The following is a 17715-nucleotide window of genomic DNA, read 5'->3' on the forward strand; positions in this document are numbered from 1 at the left end:
TCTGTGCGTCTTAAAGTGAAGAAAAATCGGGATCGGTCGGCAGCAGCCGCGCAGCTTCCGGCTTCCAGCAGAGGCCCACCTGCGTCCCGCGCTGCGGGCGCGGATGGGCCGGGCCGCTTGGTTCTTGCACGATGGCGCGTTTGCCCCCTGCCAGATTGATGAAATGGCGCACGAAGCTGCCCAGAACGATGCTGTCCTCGACGGTACCCGTCAGGCCGCCGGTCGCCTCAGAGGGCGCGACCAGCTGCAGGGATTCGGGGCGAAGCATCAGCACGGCCTCTCCCGATGCGGGGGCACCCTCGCGGGCAGGCGGCAGCGGCAAGCGGCCCTGCGGGGTCACAAGCGTGCCCGCAGTCTGATCCAACTCACCCTGAAACAGGTTCGAGCTGCCCAGAAAATCGGCGGTAAAGAGCGTCTCAGGCCGGAAATACATCTCTTCCGGCGCGCCCTGCTGCTCGACCCGGCCCTTGCGCATCAGGACGATGCGGTCCGACATGGCAAGCGCCTCTTCCTGGTCATGCGTCACATAGATCATCGTGACGCCCAGCTCGGCATGCAGCCGCTTGATCTCGAGCTGCATATCTTCGCGGAGCTTTTTGTCGAGCGCGCCAAGCGGTTCATCCATCAGGATGATCGAGGGGCGGTAGACGATGCAGCGCGCCAGCGAGATCCGTTGCTGCTGTCCGCCGGAAAGCTGTTTCGGCTTGCGGTCGGCCACATGATCCAGCTGGATGAGCCTGAGAACCTCGCGCACGCGGGTCTCGATCTCGGGCCTGGGGACTTTGCGCACCTGCAGCGGAAAGGCGATATTCTCGAACACCGTCATATGCGGCATCAGAGCGTAGTTCTGGAACACCATGCCAAGGCCGCGCTGATTGGTCGGCAGATGGGTGGCATCGCGGCCATCGATTTCGATCGCGCCCTCCGACGCTTCGGCCATGCCCGAAATCAGGTTGAGCAGCGTCGATTTACCCGAACCCGACGGGCCCAGCAGCGTGACGAACTCGCCCCGTTTCACATCAAGATCAAGCGCATCCAGCGCGGTGAAATTGCCGTAGCGGCGGCTCAGGCCACGGACACGGATCATCGATTGTGCGGTCTGGGTCATATTCTCGTCAACCTGGGCTCGTGGAGGTGAGGGGGCTTTGGCGGGCCCGCTCATTTGCTTCTGTCCTTGCGCTCAAGCCACATCACGCCAAGCGCGAAAGCGAGCGAGATCACGGTCAGAAGGGTGGAGACAGCAGCGATCACCGGCGAGACTTCCCATCTGAGCGCGCTGTACATTTTCACGGGCAGCGTCTCGGTCTCGGGGCCAGTGATGAAGTAGGAAACGATCACCTCATCCAGTGAGATCAGGAAGGCGAAAAGCGCGCCCGCCATAATGCCGGACCGCAGCTGCGGCAGCACCACCCGGAAGAAGATGCGCAGCTTTCCCGCCCCCATGATCAGCGCGACCTGTTCATAGGCCGGATCGATATGGCGCAGCGCCGCACCGACCGAGATCAGCATGAAGGGCATGGCAAGCATCGTATGGGCCAGCACGATGGTCAGGCTGCTGTTCAGAAAGCCACGCGGGGCCATTTGCAGATAGAGCCCAAGCGCCAGCACGATCACCGGCACCAGCAACGGCCCCATTGCAAGCCCGCTGAACAGCACACGCCCCGGCACTCTGCTGCGCTGCAGCACATAGGCCGCCGGCACGCCGGTCACCGCTGTCAGAACCATCACGCAAACCGCCACCTTGAGGCTTTGCATGAGCGAGCCCCACCAGCTCGCATCGGTAAAGAACTGACGGTAAAGCTCCAGCGTCCACTGGCGCGGCGGGAATTCCATCTCGCCAGGACCACCGAAGGAAATCGGGATCACGATCAGCGAAGGAACCAGCAGGAAAAGATAGGTGATCCAGGCAATCAGCGGCACCAGAAGCGGGCCGAGGGCTGGTTTGAAACCGGGTCTGAAGCTGCTCACCTTGCCATCTCCTTCATGCCGCCACCGCCACGCACCCGGCCAAGCATGGCCACAAGCACGCCCGAAATCGCGAGAAGCACCACCGAGATCGCCGAGGCCAGTGGCCAGTCAAGCGTCTGGCGGGTGTAGAAATCGATCAGGTTGGCAACCATCATGTCCTGGCGCCCCCCCAGCAGTGCGGGCGTGATGTACATGCCGATCGAGAGGGTGAAATTGATCAGAACACCGGCCAGAACGCCCGGCATGCTCAGCGGCAGGGTGATGCGGCGAAAGACGGTAAAGCGCGATGCGCCCATGACTTCGGCGGCGCGGCCAAGGTTCGTATCCTGTGCCAGCAGGCTGCCGAGGATCGAGAGGATCATGAAGGGCAGCAGATAGTTGATCATCCCGAGGATGGCGCCCACGCGGTTGAACACCATGGGAATATGAACCGGCGCGCCCCAGATCCAGGACAGAAGATTGTTGATGACCCCGTCATAGCCCAGAAGAACCGTCAGCGCGAAGCTCTTGACCAGCACCGATGTCCAGAAGGGCAGCATGACCATCACAAGATAGGGCACCCGCTTTGCCGGATCGAGCCGCGACAGATGCAGCGCGACCGGATAGCCCGCAATCAGGCTGACAAGGGTTGCAGTGGCGCTGATCGCAAAGGTGTTCTGCAACACTTTGAGAAACAGCGAACTGCTCAGAAGATCGCGGTAGGCCCGCAAGGTATAGGTGCCGTCATGAATGCTTTGCCAGATCGTCTGCCCCAGCGGCCAGACGAAAAAGATGGCGAGCAGCAAAGCCATGGGCATGAGCAATGCCAGCCCGACCATGCGGCCGAGGTAGGGGGTATCTTCTGCCATATAATCCCGTTGAGGTTGGTTGCGGGCGCTGTTCACAGGGCGCGATTTTGGTGCAGCCTTACACCCTTTTCATCATATGACAAGCAGTATTCTGAAAACTAAAATCGAAACGCGTGCTCAGATAGTGGCATTCACCCAGAATACAACGCATTGCGCGGTGCCGACGTTCGAAAACCTGTGCGGAATGTCACTGGGAAACGAAAAACAGTCGCCTTCCCGCAGAATCCGCGCCCGCCCGTCGATCACCAGCTCAAGGATGCCGGAGATGACAAGGCCGATTTCCTCGCCGGCATGGACATAGGGCGTAGTGCCCGACCCGGATCCCGCCTCGATCACCAGATAAAAGCCCTTCAGGCGCTGACTTCCCAGTGGAGAGATCAGATCCTTGCGCAAGCCCTCTGAATGAACAAAGGGCTGACGCCGGTCTGCGGTCACGACATAGGGGTCGCTTTTTGACTCTTCGCCCGAAGGATCAATCAGCCTTGCCGGGGAAACTCCAAGCGATTCTCCCAATGTAAACAGGGTTCTGACCGTCGGAGAGACCAGATTTCGTTCAATCTGTGAAAGGGTTCCGATGGAGATGCCCGAGCTTGCCGCAAGGTCTGCAAGTGTCAGCCGCTTGGACTGGCGCAGATCGCGGATCCTTGCGCCCAGCTCGGGTGACTCGGCCTGGGCGCCGGAGGCGCGCCGCTTCGGTGTAATTGCCTGATCTTCCATAGCGCCCGGGATTGTTCCTGAAAATCCCTCGCCCGGACAGGGCAGGGGTGGTGACTTCAGAATAAGTGGCCTTCCGGCACGTGGCAACACAATTCAGAATACGAAAAAGCTTGCGGTTAATTTTTATTTTTCTAAAGTCCGCATATCCGAAGACAGGAACCATCCCCATGACGACATCTCTCGATAAGGCGCAATGGCAGGCGCTTGCGGCGCAGCTTTCCCCCGAGGGGCGCTGTTTCATTGACGGCGCTTATGTCGATGCGGCATCGGGCGCCACACTCGAGACGGTCAATCCTGCGACCGGCAAGGTGCTCGGGCTGCTCGCGGATGGCGGCGTCGAAGATATCGACCGGGCGGTCAGGGCCGCGCGGCGAGCGTTTGACAGTGGTGTGTGGTCGGGCATGAGCCCGAGTGATCGCGGGCGCCGGCTGATTCGCTTTGCGGAGCTCGTTGAAGAACATGCGCAGGAACTCGCACTGCTGGAGACGCTCGATGTCGGCAAGCCGATCTCGGACAGTCTCGCCATTGATCTGCCGCTCTCGATCACCTGCCTGCGCTGGTATGGCGAGGCGGTCGACAAGATCTATGATGAAATCGCGCCGACACCGGGCACCGCAGTCGCGATGATGCGGCGCGCGCCTTTGGGCGTGGTGGCCGCCGTGGTGCCGTGGAATTTCCCGTTGATGATGGCCTGCTGGAAGATCGCCCCGATCCTCGCCGCCGGGAATACGGTTGTGCTCAAGCCCGCCGAACAGTCATCGCTGACGGCGATCCGCATTGCCGCGCTCGCGGTCGAGGCGGGCCTGCCGCCGGGCGTTCTGAATGTGGTGCCGGGCCGGGGCGAAATCGCTGGCCGTGCGCTTGGTCTGCATATGGATGTGGATTGCATCGCTTTCACTGGCTCAACCGAGGTCGGCAAATATTTCATGCAATATTCCGGCCAGTCGAACCTGAAGCGGGTCGGGCTTGAATGTGGCGGCAAATCCCCGAACATCATTTTCGCCGATGCCCCTGACATCAGGGCGGCAGCGGTCGCGGCGGCCTGGGGCCTCTTTTACAATCAGGGTGAGGTCTGCAATGCGGGCTCGCGGGTGCTGGTGGAGGAATCTGTGCGGGAAGAGGTGGTCGAGACGATCATCGAGACCGGCCGCGCCATGCGCCAGGGCGATCCGCTGGATCCCGCGACCCAGATCGGCGCCATGGTCGACCAGGGCCAGGCCAATCGTGTGATGGATTACATCGCCATCGGCCAGCAGGAAGGCGCACGGCTCGCCTCGGGCGGCAAACGGCATGAGGAGGGCGCCTGTTTCATCGAACCGACCGTCTTTGACGGGGTGCGCAATGACATGCGGATCGCGCGGGAAGAGATCTTCGGGCCGGTGCTGTCGGTCCTGCCCTTCAGGGATGAGGCAGAGGCCGTCAGCATCGCGAATGATACGATCTATGGTCTGGCGGCAGGTCTCTGGACGCGCGATCTGAATCGCAGTTTCCGGGTTTCGCAAAAGCTGCAGGCCGGGGTGGTCTGGGTCAATTGCTTTGACCATGGCCATATTTCCTCGCCCTTCGGCGGGTTCAAGCAATCGGGTTTCGGGCGGGACAAATCCTTGCATGCGCTTGATAAATACTCAGATATCCGCACCACCTGGATCAACCTTGGCTGAGAGGATCGCCCCATGACCATGACACCTCGCGGCCTGATGCCCGCGCCGCCCACCGCCATTGATGCCGATGGCAATCTCGTAAAACCGGCGATGCAGCAGATCGTGCGCCATTTGATCGCGGGCGGTGCCAGTGGCCTTGTGCCGCTCGGGGGCACCGGCGAATTCACCGCACTTTCACCCGAGACCCGCGTGGCCTGCGTCGAGGCCTGCGTCGAGGCGGCAGGCGGCGCGCCGGTCTATGCCGGGGTGCTGGCGCCGGGCCTTGGCGAGGCGCTGCCGACCGCGCGCGCCTTCAGGGCAGCGGGGGCCGACGGGATCATGCTGATCGTGCCCTATTATGCCCGCGCGACCCAGGCCACAGTGATCGACTATTTCCGCAAGGTGCGAGACACGGTCGATCTGCCGATCATGCTATATGACAATCCGGCGCGCTCGCATTTCATCATGGATCCCGATTCAATAGCCATTCTGGCGGAAGAGGGCACGATCAACAGCATGAAAGCCTCGAACACCGATCTTTATCATTTCGATCAGATCATGCGGCGGGTGGGGCCGGAATTCGCAGCGCTCAGCGGCTTTGACACGATTTTCGCGCAGCAGGTCTCGATGGGGGCCTGCGGGGGTGTGCTGACCTCGGCGGTTCTGGTGCCGGAGGCCTGGGTCAGGGTGCAGGCACTTGCCGAGGCTGGTGATTTCGCCGCCGCCCTTGCCGGACAGCGCCAGCTGATCCCGCTGATGGACGCACTTTTCGCCGAAGAGAACCCAGGCCCGACGCGTGAGGCCCTGCGCCAGATCGGGATCGAGACCGGCCAGTCGCTGCTGCCGATCCCGCCGGTCTCCGGGGGGCTTTGCGCACGCATCGCCACCGTGCTTGCCGATTTGCGCGCGGCCGGTCACAGCCTGCCAGCTGCTGCCTGAGTATTACAATGGATGAAACGGCCCGCCATTCGATCTATGTGCAGGATCTGAAGGATCCGCCGCACTGGCCCGCCCTGAGCGGCGCGCGGCGAACGACCGTTGCCGTGATCGGCGGCGGCATCACTGGCCTTTCGACCGCGCTGCATCTGGCGGAAGCGGGAACCGGGGTCGTGCTGCTTGAGGCACATCAGCCCGGCTGGGGCGCCTCCGGGCGCAATGGAGGGCAGCTCAATCCGGGCCTGAAATATGACCCGTCGCAGATGATCGCAAAGCTGGGACCAGAGGCGGGACAGCGGCTTGTGGCCTTCGCCTGGTCAAGCGTTCAGCAGACCGCGCATCTGATCAACCGGCTGGGGATCGACTGCGATCTGCGGCTGAATGGCACGTTAAGGGCGGCGGCGCGGTCGGCCGATGTGGCGGGCGTGCGCGCCAGCCAGCAGGATATGGCGGGCCACGGCATGCCCGTCGAATGGCTTGAGCCCGCCGGGATGGCGCGGCTGACTGGCCATGATCACTATCATGGCGGTTTTCTTGACCGGCGCGGCGGCGATCTGGAACCTTTGCGCTATTCCCACGGGCTGGCAAAGGCGGCAACGGCGGCGGGCGCGGTGATTTTTGGCGACAGCCGCGCGCAGAGCCTGACCCGCGAAGGCGCGCATTGGCGCATCACCACCGCAGGCGGCAGCCTGATCGCAGATCGGGTGCTGGTGTGCTGCAACGGCTATGCCGACGGGCTGGTGCCGGGGCTGAAAAAGTCGGTCGTGCCGGTCTTCAGTTCGGCGCTGGCCACCGCACCCCTGCCCGCCGCTCTGTCCGAAAAGATCATGCCGGGGCGCCATGTTCTCTACGAATCCGGGCTGGTGACGGTCTATTACCGGGTGGATGCGATGAACCGGCTAATCCTTGGAGGGCGCGGCCCCATGCGCCCCGTCTCGCGGCCCTCGGCTTTGCGTCCGATTGCAAGACACGCATACCGGCTCTGGCCGGAGCTGGCTTCGATGGGCTGGCAGGCGGCCTGGAACGGGCGCGTGGCCGTAACGACCGACCATCTGCCGCATCTGCATCAGCCGGCCGAGGGGCTTTTGACCATGGGGGGCTATAACGGGCGCGGTGTTGCGCTTGCCACTGCTATGGGACGCGCCCTCGCGCCCTGTCTTGCGGGCGAGATCGAGGCAGCGGATCTGCCTTTGCCGCTTTCGCCTTTGCAGCCGATCAGGTTTCACAGCTTCTGGCCGGTCGGGGCGCATGCAACCATCGCATGGTCGCGGCTGAAAGCTTCGCTTTCGCGTTAGAAATTATCGCGCCGCAGTAACCCGTTACACAGAACTGGCGTGCCCCGGGGCGCGCCAGATGATATCCAGGATCGAAGGACGAGAGCCGTGAACATTCCGCTGAACATTGGCAAAGACGCTGCCATTACGGTCACATTGTCCGAGGTGCTGCAGGATCCCGCGCGCCATCTGGTGACGGGAACGGATCCGGCCCTTGGCATCGGGCAACTCGCGCCGCGCGGCGCCGGCAGTGCCGTCACAGGGGTGCCTGTGGTTCTCCTCCTCCTGCGGGGCACGCTCAATCTTACGGTTGCGGGCGAGGCATCGGCGCTGGTTGCGGAGCAAAGTGCCCTGCGGGTCAATGCCGGCGTTGCACTCGCCTGGGAAGCAGATGCGAGCTGTGCGCTTGTCGTGATCTCGCATCCTGCGCTGGCCGGGCAGGAGGCTTTGTCCCGGATCAATCTGGCAACCGTCATGAGCCCCTCCGCAAGCCCGCCGCCATCCGTGCTGCTGACCGATGCGCCGCAGTGCAAAAGCGCGGCTCTGCAAGAGGCGTCCGGCCTGACTTTCGGGCTCTGGGAAGCCACGCCCTATGCGCGCCGCGGCATTGTGATGGGCTTCAGCGAGGTTATGTATTTTCTGGAGGGGAAGGTGACGCTCTCCACACCCGATGGTACCGGATTTGACTTTGCTGCGGGCGATGTTCTTCTCGCTCCGGAAGGGGTGGAACTTGCCTGGGAAAGCGCAGAAACGGTGCGCAAGTTTTTCTTGTCCGTAAATCGTTGAAACAGCCAATGTCAGTGTGGATGACAGATCCGGGCTCGCGTCGCATGTCACCTGCCCTGGATCCCATGATTGCTGCGTTGACTTGGGGGCTTTGCGGAGCTCTCCCATCGAGGCTTGTCCGTATTTCTGGTCCCGAACAGCAGGAATGTAGCAGGAGAAGCGGAGGTGGTCATTGCGGGCACGATCTCGTGCCCCGTCACGCAACGGGTGGCGTGGATCGCACTCGCCGGGGCTGAGGCAGAAAAAAGAAGCCGTTTCGCCTTAGGCGCAGGCCCCGGCAATCTGCCCGGTGGCGCGCCGGTAGAGAAGACCGGGGGCCGGATCTGCCGGCCCCCGCAGCGCGCTTCAGCGCCTCATCTTGCGAACAATATCCATGAAGTCCTGCGCGCGTTTGGGATCGACCGCATTCCAGGTGTGACCGTCGAGCTTGAGCGAAGAGCCCACGACACAGCCATCGGCGATCTTCAGCACATCCTCGACGGTGGCATGTTTCACGCCGGTATTGGCCAGAACCGGCGTATCAGGCAGGACCTTCTTGACCGATTCCAGATCGATCATCTTTGCCGATTCACCGGTGATCGCACCGGATACCAGCACGGCATCCGGGATCGATGAGAAAACCGCCGAACGCGCACGGTCTGCAAGCGGCCGGCTGTCAAGCGAGGCCGCGAATTCTGCAGAGACGTTGTTCAGGATCACCAGATCCTTGCGGTCCAGCTGGCGTGCCCGGCGCATCGCCCGACCGGCGTTCGGGGTCCAGGGACCCATATCCGAGGCATAGGTGCCGGTGAAAATCTCACGCACAAAGGAGGCGCCGGTCGCCGCTGCCAGGGCCACGGTGCTGTCGGGATCCCAGAGCACATTGACGCCGAAGGGTTTCTGGATCTTTTCACGCAGGCGACCGATCACGAAACCCATCGCCGAAGTCGTGGCGATATCGACCTTCAGCTCATAGGGGCGATCATTTTCATTGCCAAACATAACCGCATCGACACCGGCCGCCTGGAGCGCCTCGAGATCCTTCAATGCGCCCTGATAGATCCCCTCGATCCCTGCATCGGCATCGTAAAGGGGGGTGCCGGGCATCGGATTCAGGTGAACCATCGCAATGACAGGCCTGATCCCCGGGAAAAGCTGGGCGAATTTGGTCATATCAGTCTCCTTGCTCCGCCGGCCACAAGCGGCGATCTGGCGGAAATGGGTTAGAGGGTTGATGAAAGGGGGCTCAGGTCTTGCGACGTTCCAGCAGCCAGAAGAAGAAAACGGTGATCACCAGGATGATCAGCAAAAGCAGGAAGGCGGCCGCGCTGCCCTCATTGACCTGAAGCCCCTGGAAGGCGCGCTTATATGCAAAGAAGGACAGCAGTTCGGTCGAAACCCCAGGTCCGCCCTTGGTCAGCACATAGATCAGATCATAGGTGCGGAATTCATTGATCAGCTGGATCACGATGGCGATGGCCGAGACCGGGCGCAAAAGCGGCAGCGTGATATACCAGAACTGCTGGAACGGCCCGGCACCATCAACTTCGGCGGCTTCATAGGGCTCGCGCGGCAGTGACGCGAGGCCTGCGGAGAGCAGCAGCACGACAAAAGAGGTCTGCTGCCAGATATCGATCGAGATCAGCGTGGAAAGCGCGAGGGAGCTGTCGCCAAGCCAGTCGATCATCGGCAGGCCCATCGCCGCCAGGCTCTGGTTGATAATGCCGAGATTGGGCTGCAATAGCATCCGCCAGATCAAAGCAACCGCCACCGGCGACATCGCCATGGGCAGAGTGAGAATTGCAAAATAGAAGCCCCGCATCGCGAATACCTGGCGCAGCATCAATGCGAGCCCGAGGCCGATGATGAACTCGCCGATCACCGCTGCAACCGAATAGCGCAGCGTCAGCCAGAGCGAGTGCCAGAACAGCGGCTCTGACATGATCTTCGCGAAATTCACAATCCCTGCGAAATGCAGATCAGGGCGGATCATTGTCATGGTGGAAAGCGAGATTGCCAGCGCATAAAACAGCGGAATCCCCATCACCAGCGCCAGCATGGCAAGGCCAGGCGCGGCAAAGCTCCAGCCGGCACGGATCCTGTTTCTTGCAATCACGCTCATGGAGCGCTCCTTCCAGGGGTTATGGGGCCTCCGGACCCGGACGGGCCCGGAGGCGGGCAGAGTTTACTTCGCGAGCAGTTCCTCAAGGCCTTTCGCCGAAGCCTCGAGCGCGGCCTCGACCGTGGCATCGCCGCTTGCCGCCAGCGAGATCTGGGTGCCGATCACATCCTGATATTGCGGCGTGTAGGTGAAGATCGGGAAGCTTTTGCCGGATGCCACAATCTCCCCGGCCTGGGCATAGAAGGGGTATTTCGCCAGAACCGCAGCATCCTCGAAAGTGTCCGAGCGCACCGGCGCATGGCCTTCCAGCGCGCGCCTCGCCGAGATGTCTTTCGACTGCACCCAGGAGATAAAGGTCCAGGCCGCGTCTTTCTGCTCGTCGGGGATGTTCTTCGGGATGCCCCAGCCCCAGCCGCCGCTCTCGCCATGACCGCCCGGCATCACCGAAATCGACAGCTTGCCCGCCGCATTTGGGCAGGTCTCTGCATTGTCGATCTGCGGCAACATCCACCAATAGGTGACCATCGAGAAGCTCTCGCCGGCGCACATCAGCCGCATCGTATCGTCAAGCGTGGCAGAAAGTGCGCCGGTCTGGGCCGCGTTTGCGATCATATCGGTGTAAAGGCCAAGCGCCTGCCGGCCTTTATCAGAGTTCAGCACAACGCTGCCATCGGCGGCCAGATAATCGCCCCCCGCTGCGAAGAGATAGTTGGAGAATTCCATCGAATTGGGGTCACCGCGCTGGCCCTGCATTGCGGCGCCGTTGACGCCGCCCTCGGCCTTCATAAATTTCGCGATGGCAACATAGTCTTCCAGCGTTGCGGGCGCCGCCAGCGCCTTGCCGGTTGCCGCCTGATATTTCGCGGCCAGATCCGCGTTTTCAAGCAGATCGCTGCGATAGATCAGACCCATCGAGTAGTTGTACATCGGCAGGATCGGCATCGCCTCGTCGCTGCGGCCCAGCAGATCCAGCATCGCGGGAACAATGGGTGCCATGTCGAAGCCGGTCTTTGCGACATAGGGGTTCAGGTCTTCCAGCCAGCCGCCCGCCGGGAACTCCCCCGCCCAGAGAAAATCGACCGAAAGGAGGTTGTAGTAGCTTTCACCGCCGACAAGCTGTGCCACCAGCTTGTCATGCATATCGCCGTAACCAACCTTCTCGAACTCGACCCTGATGCCTGTTTCGGCCTCAAATTCGGGCAGCAGAGCCTCAATGATTTTTGTTTCGGGCACGTCTTCCATCAGGGCGCGAAGCGTCACGCCATCGGCCAGTGCAGTGCTGGCCCAGAATGCGGCAGCAAGGCTGCCTGCGACAAGGAAAGCATTGGATTTCATCGTTTTTCCTCTCTGTTTTCGCAAATAGTCTTCTTGAGTGGACTTATTTAACTGAGCCGAATGACAGGCCCTGAACCAGGTATTTCTGGATGAATCTCACCGCGATCAGCAGGGGCAGAATGGCCAGCGAGACGCCGGCCGAAACCTGCGAGATCTGCACCCCGTTTGAGGTTTGCAGCGCGGCAAGTGCCACCGGAACCGTGGCGGTTTTTGAGCCGCCGAGGATCAGCGCGAAAAGGAATTCATTCCAGGACAGGATGAACCCCAGCACAGCCGCCGCCATAATTCCTGGCGCGGCGACCGGCAGAACCACACGCCAGAACGCCCCCCAGCGGGTGGCGCCATCGGTCATAGCTGCGCCCTCCAGATCCTCGGGGATCGACTCGAAAAACCCCATCAGGATCCAGGTCAGGAAAGGCAGATTGATCGCGGAATAGACCAGCACGAGGCCGGTCAGCGAATTGGTGAGGCCGGTGACGCGGTACAGCATGAAAACCGGCAGCGCGAGCGCCACCGGCGGCAGCATCTGGCTTGCCAGCGTGGCGAAACGGGCAAAGCGCCCACCGGTGCGGAACCGCGCAAAGGCATAGCCCGTCATGGCGGCCAGAGGCATCGTCAGCACCACGGAAAGCAGGGCGACAATCAGGGAATTCATGTAGTTGCGGCCGAAATTTTTCTCGGCAAACAGCGCCCGGTAATTGTCCAGCGTGACTGCGGGGAAAACCTCTCTCGAATAAGAGGCATGTTCCGGCACAAGCGAGGTGCGAAATACCCACAGGATCGGCAAAAGCACAATCAGGCAGGCCAGGATCAGCCCCAGATGCGACAACGCGCGGCGTATCATGGCGCAGCCCGCCTTGGCCAGGCCTTGCCATCCGAGGCACGGAAGAGATGCATCTGCGCCATATCGGCGTGCAGTGTGACCTGATCGCCGAAGGCCGGCAGGAAATGGCGCCCGGTGCGCGCTGAAATCGCAACGCCTCCTGCCGTCTCGATGCCGATCAGGTTTTCGGCACCAAGCGCTTCGCGCACCACGACCCTGCCGGTGACCGGCAAAGTGCCGGCAGAGGGTTCCGACAGGACATCCTCTGCCCGCAGCCCCAGAATGGCCGGTTCCTGCGCGGCACTTGCATAAAGCGCGGCCTGGGCCGGCGGCAGCGCGCCCTCAAGAGGTCCGGCTTTCAGCACGAGCTCTGTGCCATGGAGGGTCAGGCTGGCCGGGATAAGGTTCATCGCAGGTGACGCAAGGAACTGCGCCACGAATGTATTGGCCGGGTTGGCATAGACCTCAAGCGGCGGGCCGACCTGTTCGATATGGCCATCACGCATGATACAGATGCGGTCACCCATGGTCATGGCCTCGACATGGTCATGGGTGACAAACACCATGGTCTTACCAAGACGGCGATGAAGTTTCACCAGCTCCTGGCGCATCTCACCGCGCAGCTTGGCGTCGAGATTGGACAATGGCTCATCCATCAGGAAGGCATCCGGCTCGCGCACCATGGCCCGGCCAAGCGCTACGCGCTGGCGTTGCCCCCCGGAAAGCGCACCGGGCCGGCGGTCGAGATAGGGTTCCAGCCCGAGGATTGCCGCGGCTTCGGCGATGCGCCGGTCCTGCTCTGCGACAGGTGTGCCGCGCATCTTCATGCCAAAGCGCATGTTTTCACGCACTGACATATGTGGGTAAAGGGCGTAGCTCTGGAACACCACGGCGACGTTGCGGTCCCTCGGCGCAAGCTCGGTCACGTCGCGCGTGCTAATGCGGATCCGTCCCGAGGTGACCTCTTCCAGCCCGGCGATCATTCTGAGCGTTGTGGATTTTCCGCAGCCCGAGGGGCCCAGAAGCACCATGAATTCGCCTTCGCCGATGGTGAGGGAGACCTCCCTGACCCCGAACACGCCACTGCCATAATCGCGGCTGATATTGTCGAGTGTGATCGCTGTCAAAAGAGCCTCATTCCCGGGCGGTTATGTGAAAAAGGCGGGTCCGGACATTACCGAACACGCGCGGTGGAGGCGGGATCAGGTCGTGTAAACACCGCCGGTCACGTTGATCGCCTGGCCGGTCATGAAGCGGGCCGCATCCGAGCAAAGGAAGACGACAACCCCTGCGACATCCTCTGGTGTTTCGATCCGGCCGAGCGGCGTCTGGCGGATGTAATCCTGCTCTACCTCATCAGGGGTCATGCCGCGCAGTTCGGCTTCCCAGAGGATTTCGCGCTCCTGCATAGAGGTGCGCACAAAGCCCGGGCAAACCGCATTCACCCGAATGCCCTTCGGCGCCAGTTCCCGCGCAAGGCCCTGGGTCCAGCCGACCACCGCGAATTTCGAGGCAGAGTAATGTGCCAGAAGAGGAGCGCCAATCTTGGCCGCCAGCGAGGCAGTATTGACTATGACACCACGGCTTTGCTGCAGGAAATAGCGCGAAACGATCTGGTTCGTCAGAAAAACGCCCCGCGCATTCACATCCATATTGAAGTCCCAGTCCTCGTCCGTCAGATCAACGGCCGCGCGCATGGTGGATACCCCTGCATTGGCGATGCAGATCTCGATTCCGCCAGCCAGTTCCAGCGCCTGGTCGAACGCGGCCTGAACCGAATCGCGTTCGCGCACATCTGCTCTGACAGCATGATGACCAGCGCCGAGCGATGCCGCCGCAGCCTTTGCCGCCTCAAGGTTCAGGTCGGCAATCACCACCTGAATTCCCTGCGCTGCCAGTGCCTTCGCAATCGCAAACCCTATCCCGGTCGCTGCGCCGGTGACGAAGGCCCGCTTGCCGTCAAGGCCCGGGTGTTGCTGCTCGGCCAGCTGATCTGCACGCATTTGGAATCTCCCTTGCTGGCAGAAATCAAACAAAACTTTCTGGATGACGCAAGAATTATGTTTGAGTATGTTCGATTTCTGCGATTTATATGTTTTGATTTGATCGATCTTGCGCCGCTCCGACCTTGTGGCGAAGCACTTGCGCAGGCAAAACATGGAAAGGCCGGGAGATTCCTGGCGCGATGTGATACGGGCCAGGGAATACCATACCCCTACCCCGAAAAGGATCAGGCCAGGACATGATACCGCCCGAACAGATGATTGCCACCGAACCCCCTGAGCCCGCCTCCCCCGGAGCAGCAGCGCCACAGGCCGCGACCGGGATTGCGCGCGCTCCGGCTCAGGCCCGCATGGTCCGCATTCTTGAAAGGCTGAATGAAGGGGGCTCGGTCACGGTTACCGATCTGGCCCATGAATTCGGCGTCTCAGATATGACGGTGCGCCGCGACCTTGCGGAGCTTGAACGTGACGGCTTGCTGGAGCGCGTCCATGGCGGTGCCATCGGTCTGAGCCGCGGCCCGCTGACGGTGATTGATGATATAGAGCCCGCTTTCGAAGCCCGCGCCCGGCAGAATGCCGACCGTAAGGCCCGGATCGCTCTTGCTGCCGCCCGCCATGTGGCGGGTCGCAATGCGCTTGCCTTTGATCTGGGCACCACGGTCCTTGCCGCTGCGCGTGCGGTTGCTGCTGCGGGACCGCAGCCACAGATGCGGGTTTTCACCAACAGCATGCGCGCCGGCCAGGCGATGGCCCGCGCCGGGCTCTCTGTCTACATGAGCGGCGGCCTGATCCGGGCCGAAGAAATGTCGCTGACCGGCACCGAGGCCGTTGACGGATTTTCGCGCTATTATTTCGACGTCGCGCTGCTCGGTGCCTCGGGGATGACGGCCGAAGGTGTCTTTGACTATTCGCCGGAGGAGGCAGCCGTGAAGACGGTTTTCCTGCAGCGCTCGGCCGAACGTGTGCTGCTGCTGGACAGCACAAAGTTCCGTCGCGTCTCCACGGTGCTGATCGCCTCTCTTGCGGAACTTTCCACCCTGATCACCGATGCGCCTCCACCCCCGGATCTGGCTTCTGTGCTGGATGGGGCCGGGGTGCGGGTGATCCTTGCCTGACCCGAAACCCTGCGCAGCGGATCTTCTGAATGACTGTCTTTCTCGGCCTCGATATCGGCACAACCTCGACCATCGGCATCCTCGCGGATACTGCGGGCAAGGTGCTGTCGCTCGCCTCGCGCCCTGTCACGCTTTATGCTGAAAAGCCGGGCTGGGCCGAGGAAGACCCCGCGCAATGGTGGGCGAATTGCTGCGATCTGATCCCCGAACTTCTGGAAACCGCAGGAATTTCCGGTGCTGAGATTGCAGGCATCGGCGTGGCCGGAATGCTGCCTGCCACGGTTTTGCTGGATGAGACGGGTGCGGTGCTGCGCCGCTCGATCCAGCAAAGTGACGGGCGTGCTGGCGCAGAAGTCGAGGAGATGAAGCGCGAGATTGACGAGCCGGACTTCCTGAAAGCCGCAGGCTGCGGCGTCAATCAGCAGCTTGTGGGTGCCAAGATCCGCTGGCTGGCCCGCCATGAGCCAGAGGTTCTGGCCCGGGCAAAGGTGCTGCTTGGCTCTTATGACTATATCAATTTCCGCCTTACCGGCGTCGCGGCGGTCGAGCAGAACTGGGCGCTGGAGGCGGGAATCGTCAATGTCGCTTCGGGCAGGATCGATCTTTCCCAGGCGGCGCGGACCGGGATTCCGCCGCATCTGCTTCCGCCGCTGATTGCCTCTTCGGCCGTGCTCGGAAAGGTTACAGCTGCCGCAGCGGCGGCAACAGGCCTTGCCGAGGGCACCCCCGTCATCGGCGGCGCTGCGGATATGATCGCCTCATGTCTTGGGGCCGGTGTGGTTTTTGGCGGCGATGTATTGCTGAAATTCGGCGGCGCGGTGGATATCCTGACCGCAACCGATGTGCTGAGCCCGGATCCTCGCCTCTTTCTCGATTACCACCTGATCCCGGGCCTCTGGATGCCCAATGGCTGCATGTCGACCGGCGGTTCAGTGCTGAACTGGTTTGCAGACGCCTTTGCGTCCGGGATCGCTCCGCTCGATGGCTCGCGTCATGCCGCGCTTGATGCGCTGGCGGCAGACCGGCCCGCCGGCGCCATGGGGCTTACCTTCCTGCCCTATCTGCTGGGCGAGAAAACCCCCCTGCATGACCCGGCGGCACGTGGCGCCCTGAACGGGCTGACGCTGTCACATGATCTGGGCCATATCTGGCGGGCGATCCTTGAATCCTATGCCTATGCGATCCGCCACCATATCGAGATTTTCCGCGAGATCGGGCATAAGACGCGGCGCTTCATGGTCTCGGATGGCGGCGCGAAATCCTCGGTCTGGATGGGAATTGTCGCTGATTTGCTCGGGGAACCGCTGCACCGGCCTGGCGGGCATCCGGGCTCCTGCCTTGGCGCGGCATGGACGGCGGCGGTGGGGCTTGGTGCGGCGGAATGGGGTGGGATCACCGCATTTACCAGCCAGGACCGCCTTTTCACCCCCGACCCCGCCAATCGCAAAGTATATGATGAGGGCTATGCCGCGTTCCGTGATCTCTATCGCCGACTGGACGGGTCCCAGTCGTGACAGGTTTTCCCTGGAAGGCAATTGCCTGGGATATCGACGGAACCCTGATCGACAGTGAGCCGCTGCATCACCGGGCCTTGCTCGCGACCTGTGCGGCGCATGGCCTTGATCTGTCCGCTCTGCCGGAAAGCAGATTTGTTGGCATCCATCTGCGCGATGTCTGGCAGGCCCTTCGTGCCGATCTGGAAGAAGGGCTGACCGAGGCAGGATTCTACCGGCAAATTAACCTCAATTATGTGGCGGGGTCGGGCAGCCTGACTGAAATTCCCGGTGCTGTGGCTGTGGTGCGGGCGCTGGATGCGCTCGGGGTGATCCAGGTCTGCGCCTCCAATTCTGATCGCGAGGTGGTGGATGCCAATCTGGCGGCCCTGCAAATCGACAAGATCATGCGCGGCACCATCTCGCTTGACGATGTCCGCGAGGGAAAGCCGGCGCCCGATCCCTATCTTCGCGCCGCAGAGCAGGCCGGCGTTGCGCCGGGCGAGGTTCTTGCAGTTGAAGACAGCCTGACCGGAATAAGGGCCGCGCAGAGTGCCGGTATGCGTGTTGCATTGCTCTTGCCCCCGGGCCACCCCGACCCTGCAGGAGACCTGCAGCCGGACTACCGCATCACCGCATTGAACCAGATCCCCGGTCTGCGTCGCTGATCGCGGCT

At 62.0% G+C, this 17715-nt stretch carries 17 protein-coding genes; 7 read left to right on the forward strand and 10 right to left on the reverse strand.

The window, feature by feature from the left end:
- Positions 1-10: 10 nt before the first annotated feature.
- The 4 genes from BLW25_RS22115 to BLW25_RS22130 form a co-directional block, all read right to left on the reverse strand.
- The gene (locus BLW25_RS22115; protein WP_253188621.1) at positions 11-1162 is read right to left on the reverse strand and encodes an ABC transporter ATP-binding protein; all 1152 of its coding nucleotides are present in this window, start codon (positions 1160-1162) and stop codon (positions 11-13) included.
- On the reverse strand, positions 1159-1968 hold the full coding sequence (locus tag BLW25_RS22120) for an ABC transporter permease (RefSeq protein ID WP_216279485.1): 810 nt from the start codon (positions 1966-1968) through the stop codon (positions 1159-1161). The genes BLW25_RS22115 and BLW25_RS22120 overlap by 4 nt, the downstream gene beginning before the upstream one ends.
- Positions 1965-2816, reverse strand: coding sequence for an ABC transporter permease (locus BLW25_RS22125; RefSeq protein ID WP_092904224.1), 852 nt, complete (start codon positions 2814-2816; stop codon positions 1965-1967). The genes BLW25_RS22120 and BLW25_RS22125 overlap by 4 nt, the downstream gene beginning before the upstream one ends.
- A gap of 117 nt (positions 2817-2933) precedes the next feature.
- Positions 2934-3533, reverse strand: a complete 600-nt coding sequence (locus tag BLW25_RS22130) for a helix-turn-helix domain-containing protein (RefSeq protein ID WP_092904226.1) — start codon at positions 3531-3533, stop codon at positions 2934-2936.
- Between the two features lie 167 nt (positions 3534-3700).
- Here BLW25_RS22130 and BLW25_RS22135 point away from each other — a divergent pair, with 167 nt between their 5' ends.
- The 4 genes from BLW25_RS22135 to BLW25_RS22150 all read left to right on the forward strand — a co-directional run bounded on the left by BLW25_RS22135 (position 3701) and on the right by BLW25_RS22150 (position 8169).
- Positions 3701-5194, forward strand: a complete 1494-nt coding sequence (locus BLW25_RS22135) for an aldehyde dehydrogenase (protein ID WP_092904228.1) — start codon at positions 3701-3703, stop codon at positions 5192-5194.
- Positions 5195-5206: 12 nt separating this feature from the next.
- Entirely contained in the window at positions 5207-6112 is a 906-nt protein-coding gene (locus tag BLW25_RS22140) for a dihydrodipicolinate synthase family protein (protein WP_092904230.1), read from the forward strand.
- An 8-nt stretch (positions 6113-6120) separates the two neighbouring features.
- Positions 6121-7404 carry an NAD(P)/FAD-dependent oxidoreductase gene (locus BLW25_RS22145; protein ID WP_092904232.1) on the forward strand — a complete coding sequence of 428 codons (1284 nt, stop codon included), beginning with the start codon at positions 6121-6123 and terminating at the stop codon, positions 7402-7404.
- Between the two features lie 87 nt (positions 7405-7491).
- Positions 7492-8169, forward strand: a complete 678-nt coding sequence (locus BLW25_RS22150; RefSeq protein ID WP_092904234.1) for a cupin domain-containing protein — start codon at positions 7492-7494, stop codon at positions 8167-8169.
- Between the two features lie 345 nt (positions 8170-8514).
- Here BLW25_RS22150 and BLW25_RS22155 read toward each other — a convergent pair whose 3' ends face one another.
- The 6 genes from BLW25_RS22155 to BLW25_RS22180 all read right to left on the reverse strand — a co-directional run bounded on the left by BLW25_RS22155 (position 8515) and on the right by BLW25_RS22180 (position 14431).
- The gene (locus BLW25_RS22155) at positions 8515-9321 is read right to left on the reverse strand and encodes a BtpA family protein (protein WP_092904236.1); all 807 of its coding nucleotides are present in this window, start codon (positions 9319-9321) and stop codon (positions 8515-8517) included.
- A 73-nt stretch (positions 9322-9394) separates the two neighbouring features.
- On the reverse strand, positions 9395-10270 hold the full coding sequence (locus BLW25_RS22160; protein WP_092904238.1) for a carbohydrate ABC transporter permease: 876 nt from the start codon (positions 10268-10270) through the stop codon (positions 9395-9397).
- Between the two features lie 63 nt (positions 10271-10333).
- On the reverse strand, positions 10334-11605 hold the full coding sequence (locus BLW25_RS22165; RefSeq protein WP_092904240.1) for an extracellular solute-binding protein: 1272 nt from the start codon (positions 11603-11605) through the stop codon (positions 10334-10336).
- A 43-nt stretch (positions 11606-11648) separates the two neighbouring features.
- Positions 11649-12449: a carbohydrate ABC transporter permease gene (locus tag BLW25_RS22170; protein WP_216279486.1), complete on the reverse strand. Its 801-nt coding sequence runs from the start codon at positions 12447-12449 to the stop codon at positions 11649-11651.
- On the reverse strand, positions 12446-13555 hold the full coding sequence (locus tag BLW25_RS25255) for an ABC transporter ATP-binding protein (RefSeq protein WP_092904242.1): 1110 nt from the start codon (positions 13553-13555) through the stop codon (positions 12446-12448). The genes BLW25_RS22170 and BLW25_RS25255 overlap by 4 nt, the downstream gene beginning before the upstream one ends.
- A gap of 75 nt (positions 13556-13630) precedes the next feature.
- A complete protein-coding gene (locus BLW25_RS22180; protein WP_092904437.1) occupies positions 13631-14431 on the reverse strand; it encodes an SDR family NAD(P)-dependent oxidoreductase in 801 nt (266 codons plus the stop codon).
- A gap of 239 nt (positions 14432-14670) precedes the next feature.
- Between BLW25_RS22180 and BLW25_RS22185 the strand changes: the two genes are divergently transcribed.
- Genes BLW25_RS22185 through BLW25_RS22195 form a run of 3 tightly spaced genes read left to right on the forward strand, consistent with a single transcriptional unit; the run spans position 14671 to position 17707 of the window.
- Complete coding sequence (locus tag BLW25_RS22185; protein ID WP_249497604.1) at positions 14671-15546, forward strand: DeoR/GlpR family DNA-binding transcription regulator; 876 nt, start codon at positions 14671-14673, stop codon at positions 15544-15546.
- Between the two features lie 29 nt (positions 15547-15575).
- Positions 15576-17060, forward strand: a complete 1485-nt coding sequence (locus tag BLW25_RS22190) for an FGGY-family carbohydrate kinase (RefSeq protein WP_092904244.1) — start codon at positions 15576-15578, stop codon at positions 17058-17060.
- Complete coding sequence (locus BLW25_RS22195; RefSeq protein ID WP_092904246.1) at positions 17057-17707, forward strand: HAD family hydrolase; 651 nt, start codon at positions 17057-17059, stop codon at positions 17705-17707. The genes BLW25_RS22190 and BLW25_RS22195 overlap by 4 nt, the downstream gene beginning before the upstream one ends.
- Positions 17708-17715: the final 8 nt, after the last annotated feature.

The sequence above is a fragment of the Rhodobacter sp. 24-YEA-8 genome, assembly GCF_900105075.1.
Classification (GTDB): Bacteria; Pseudomonadota; Alphaproteobacteria; order Rhodobacterales; family Rhodobacteraceae; genus Pseudogemmobacter.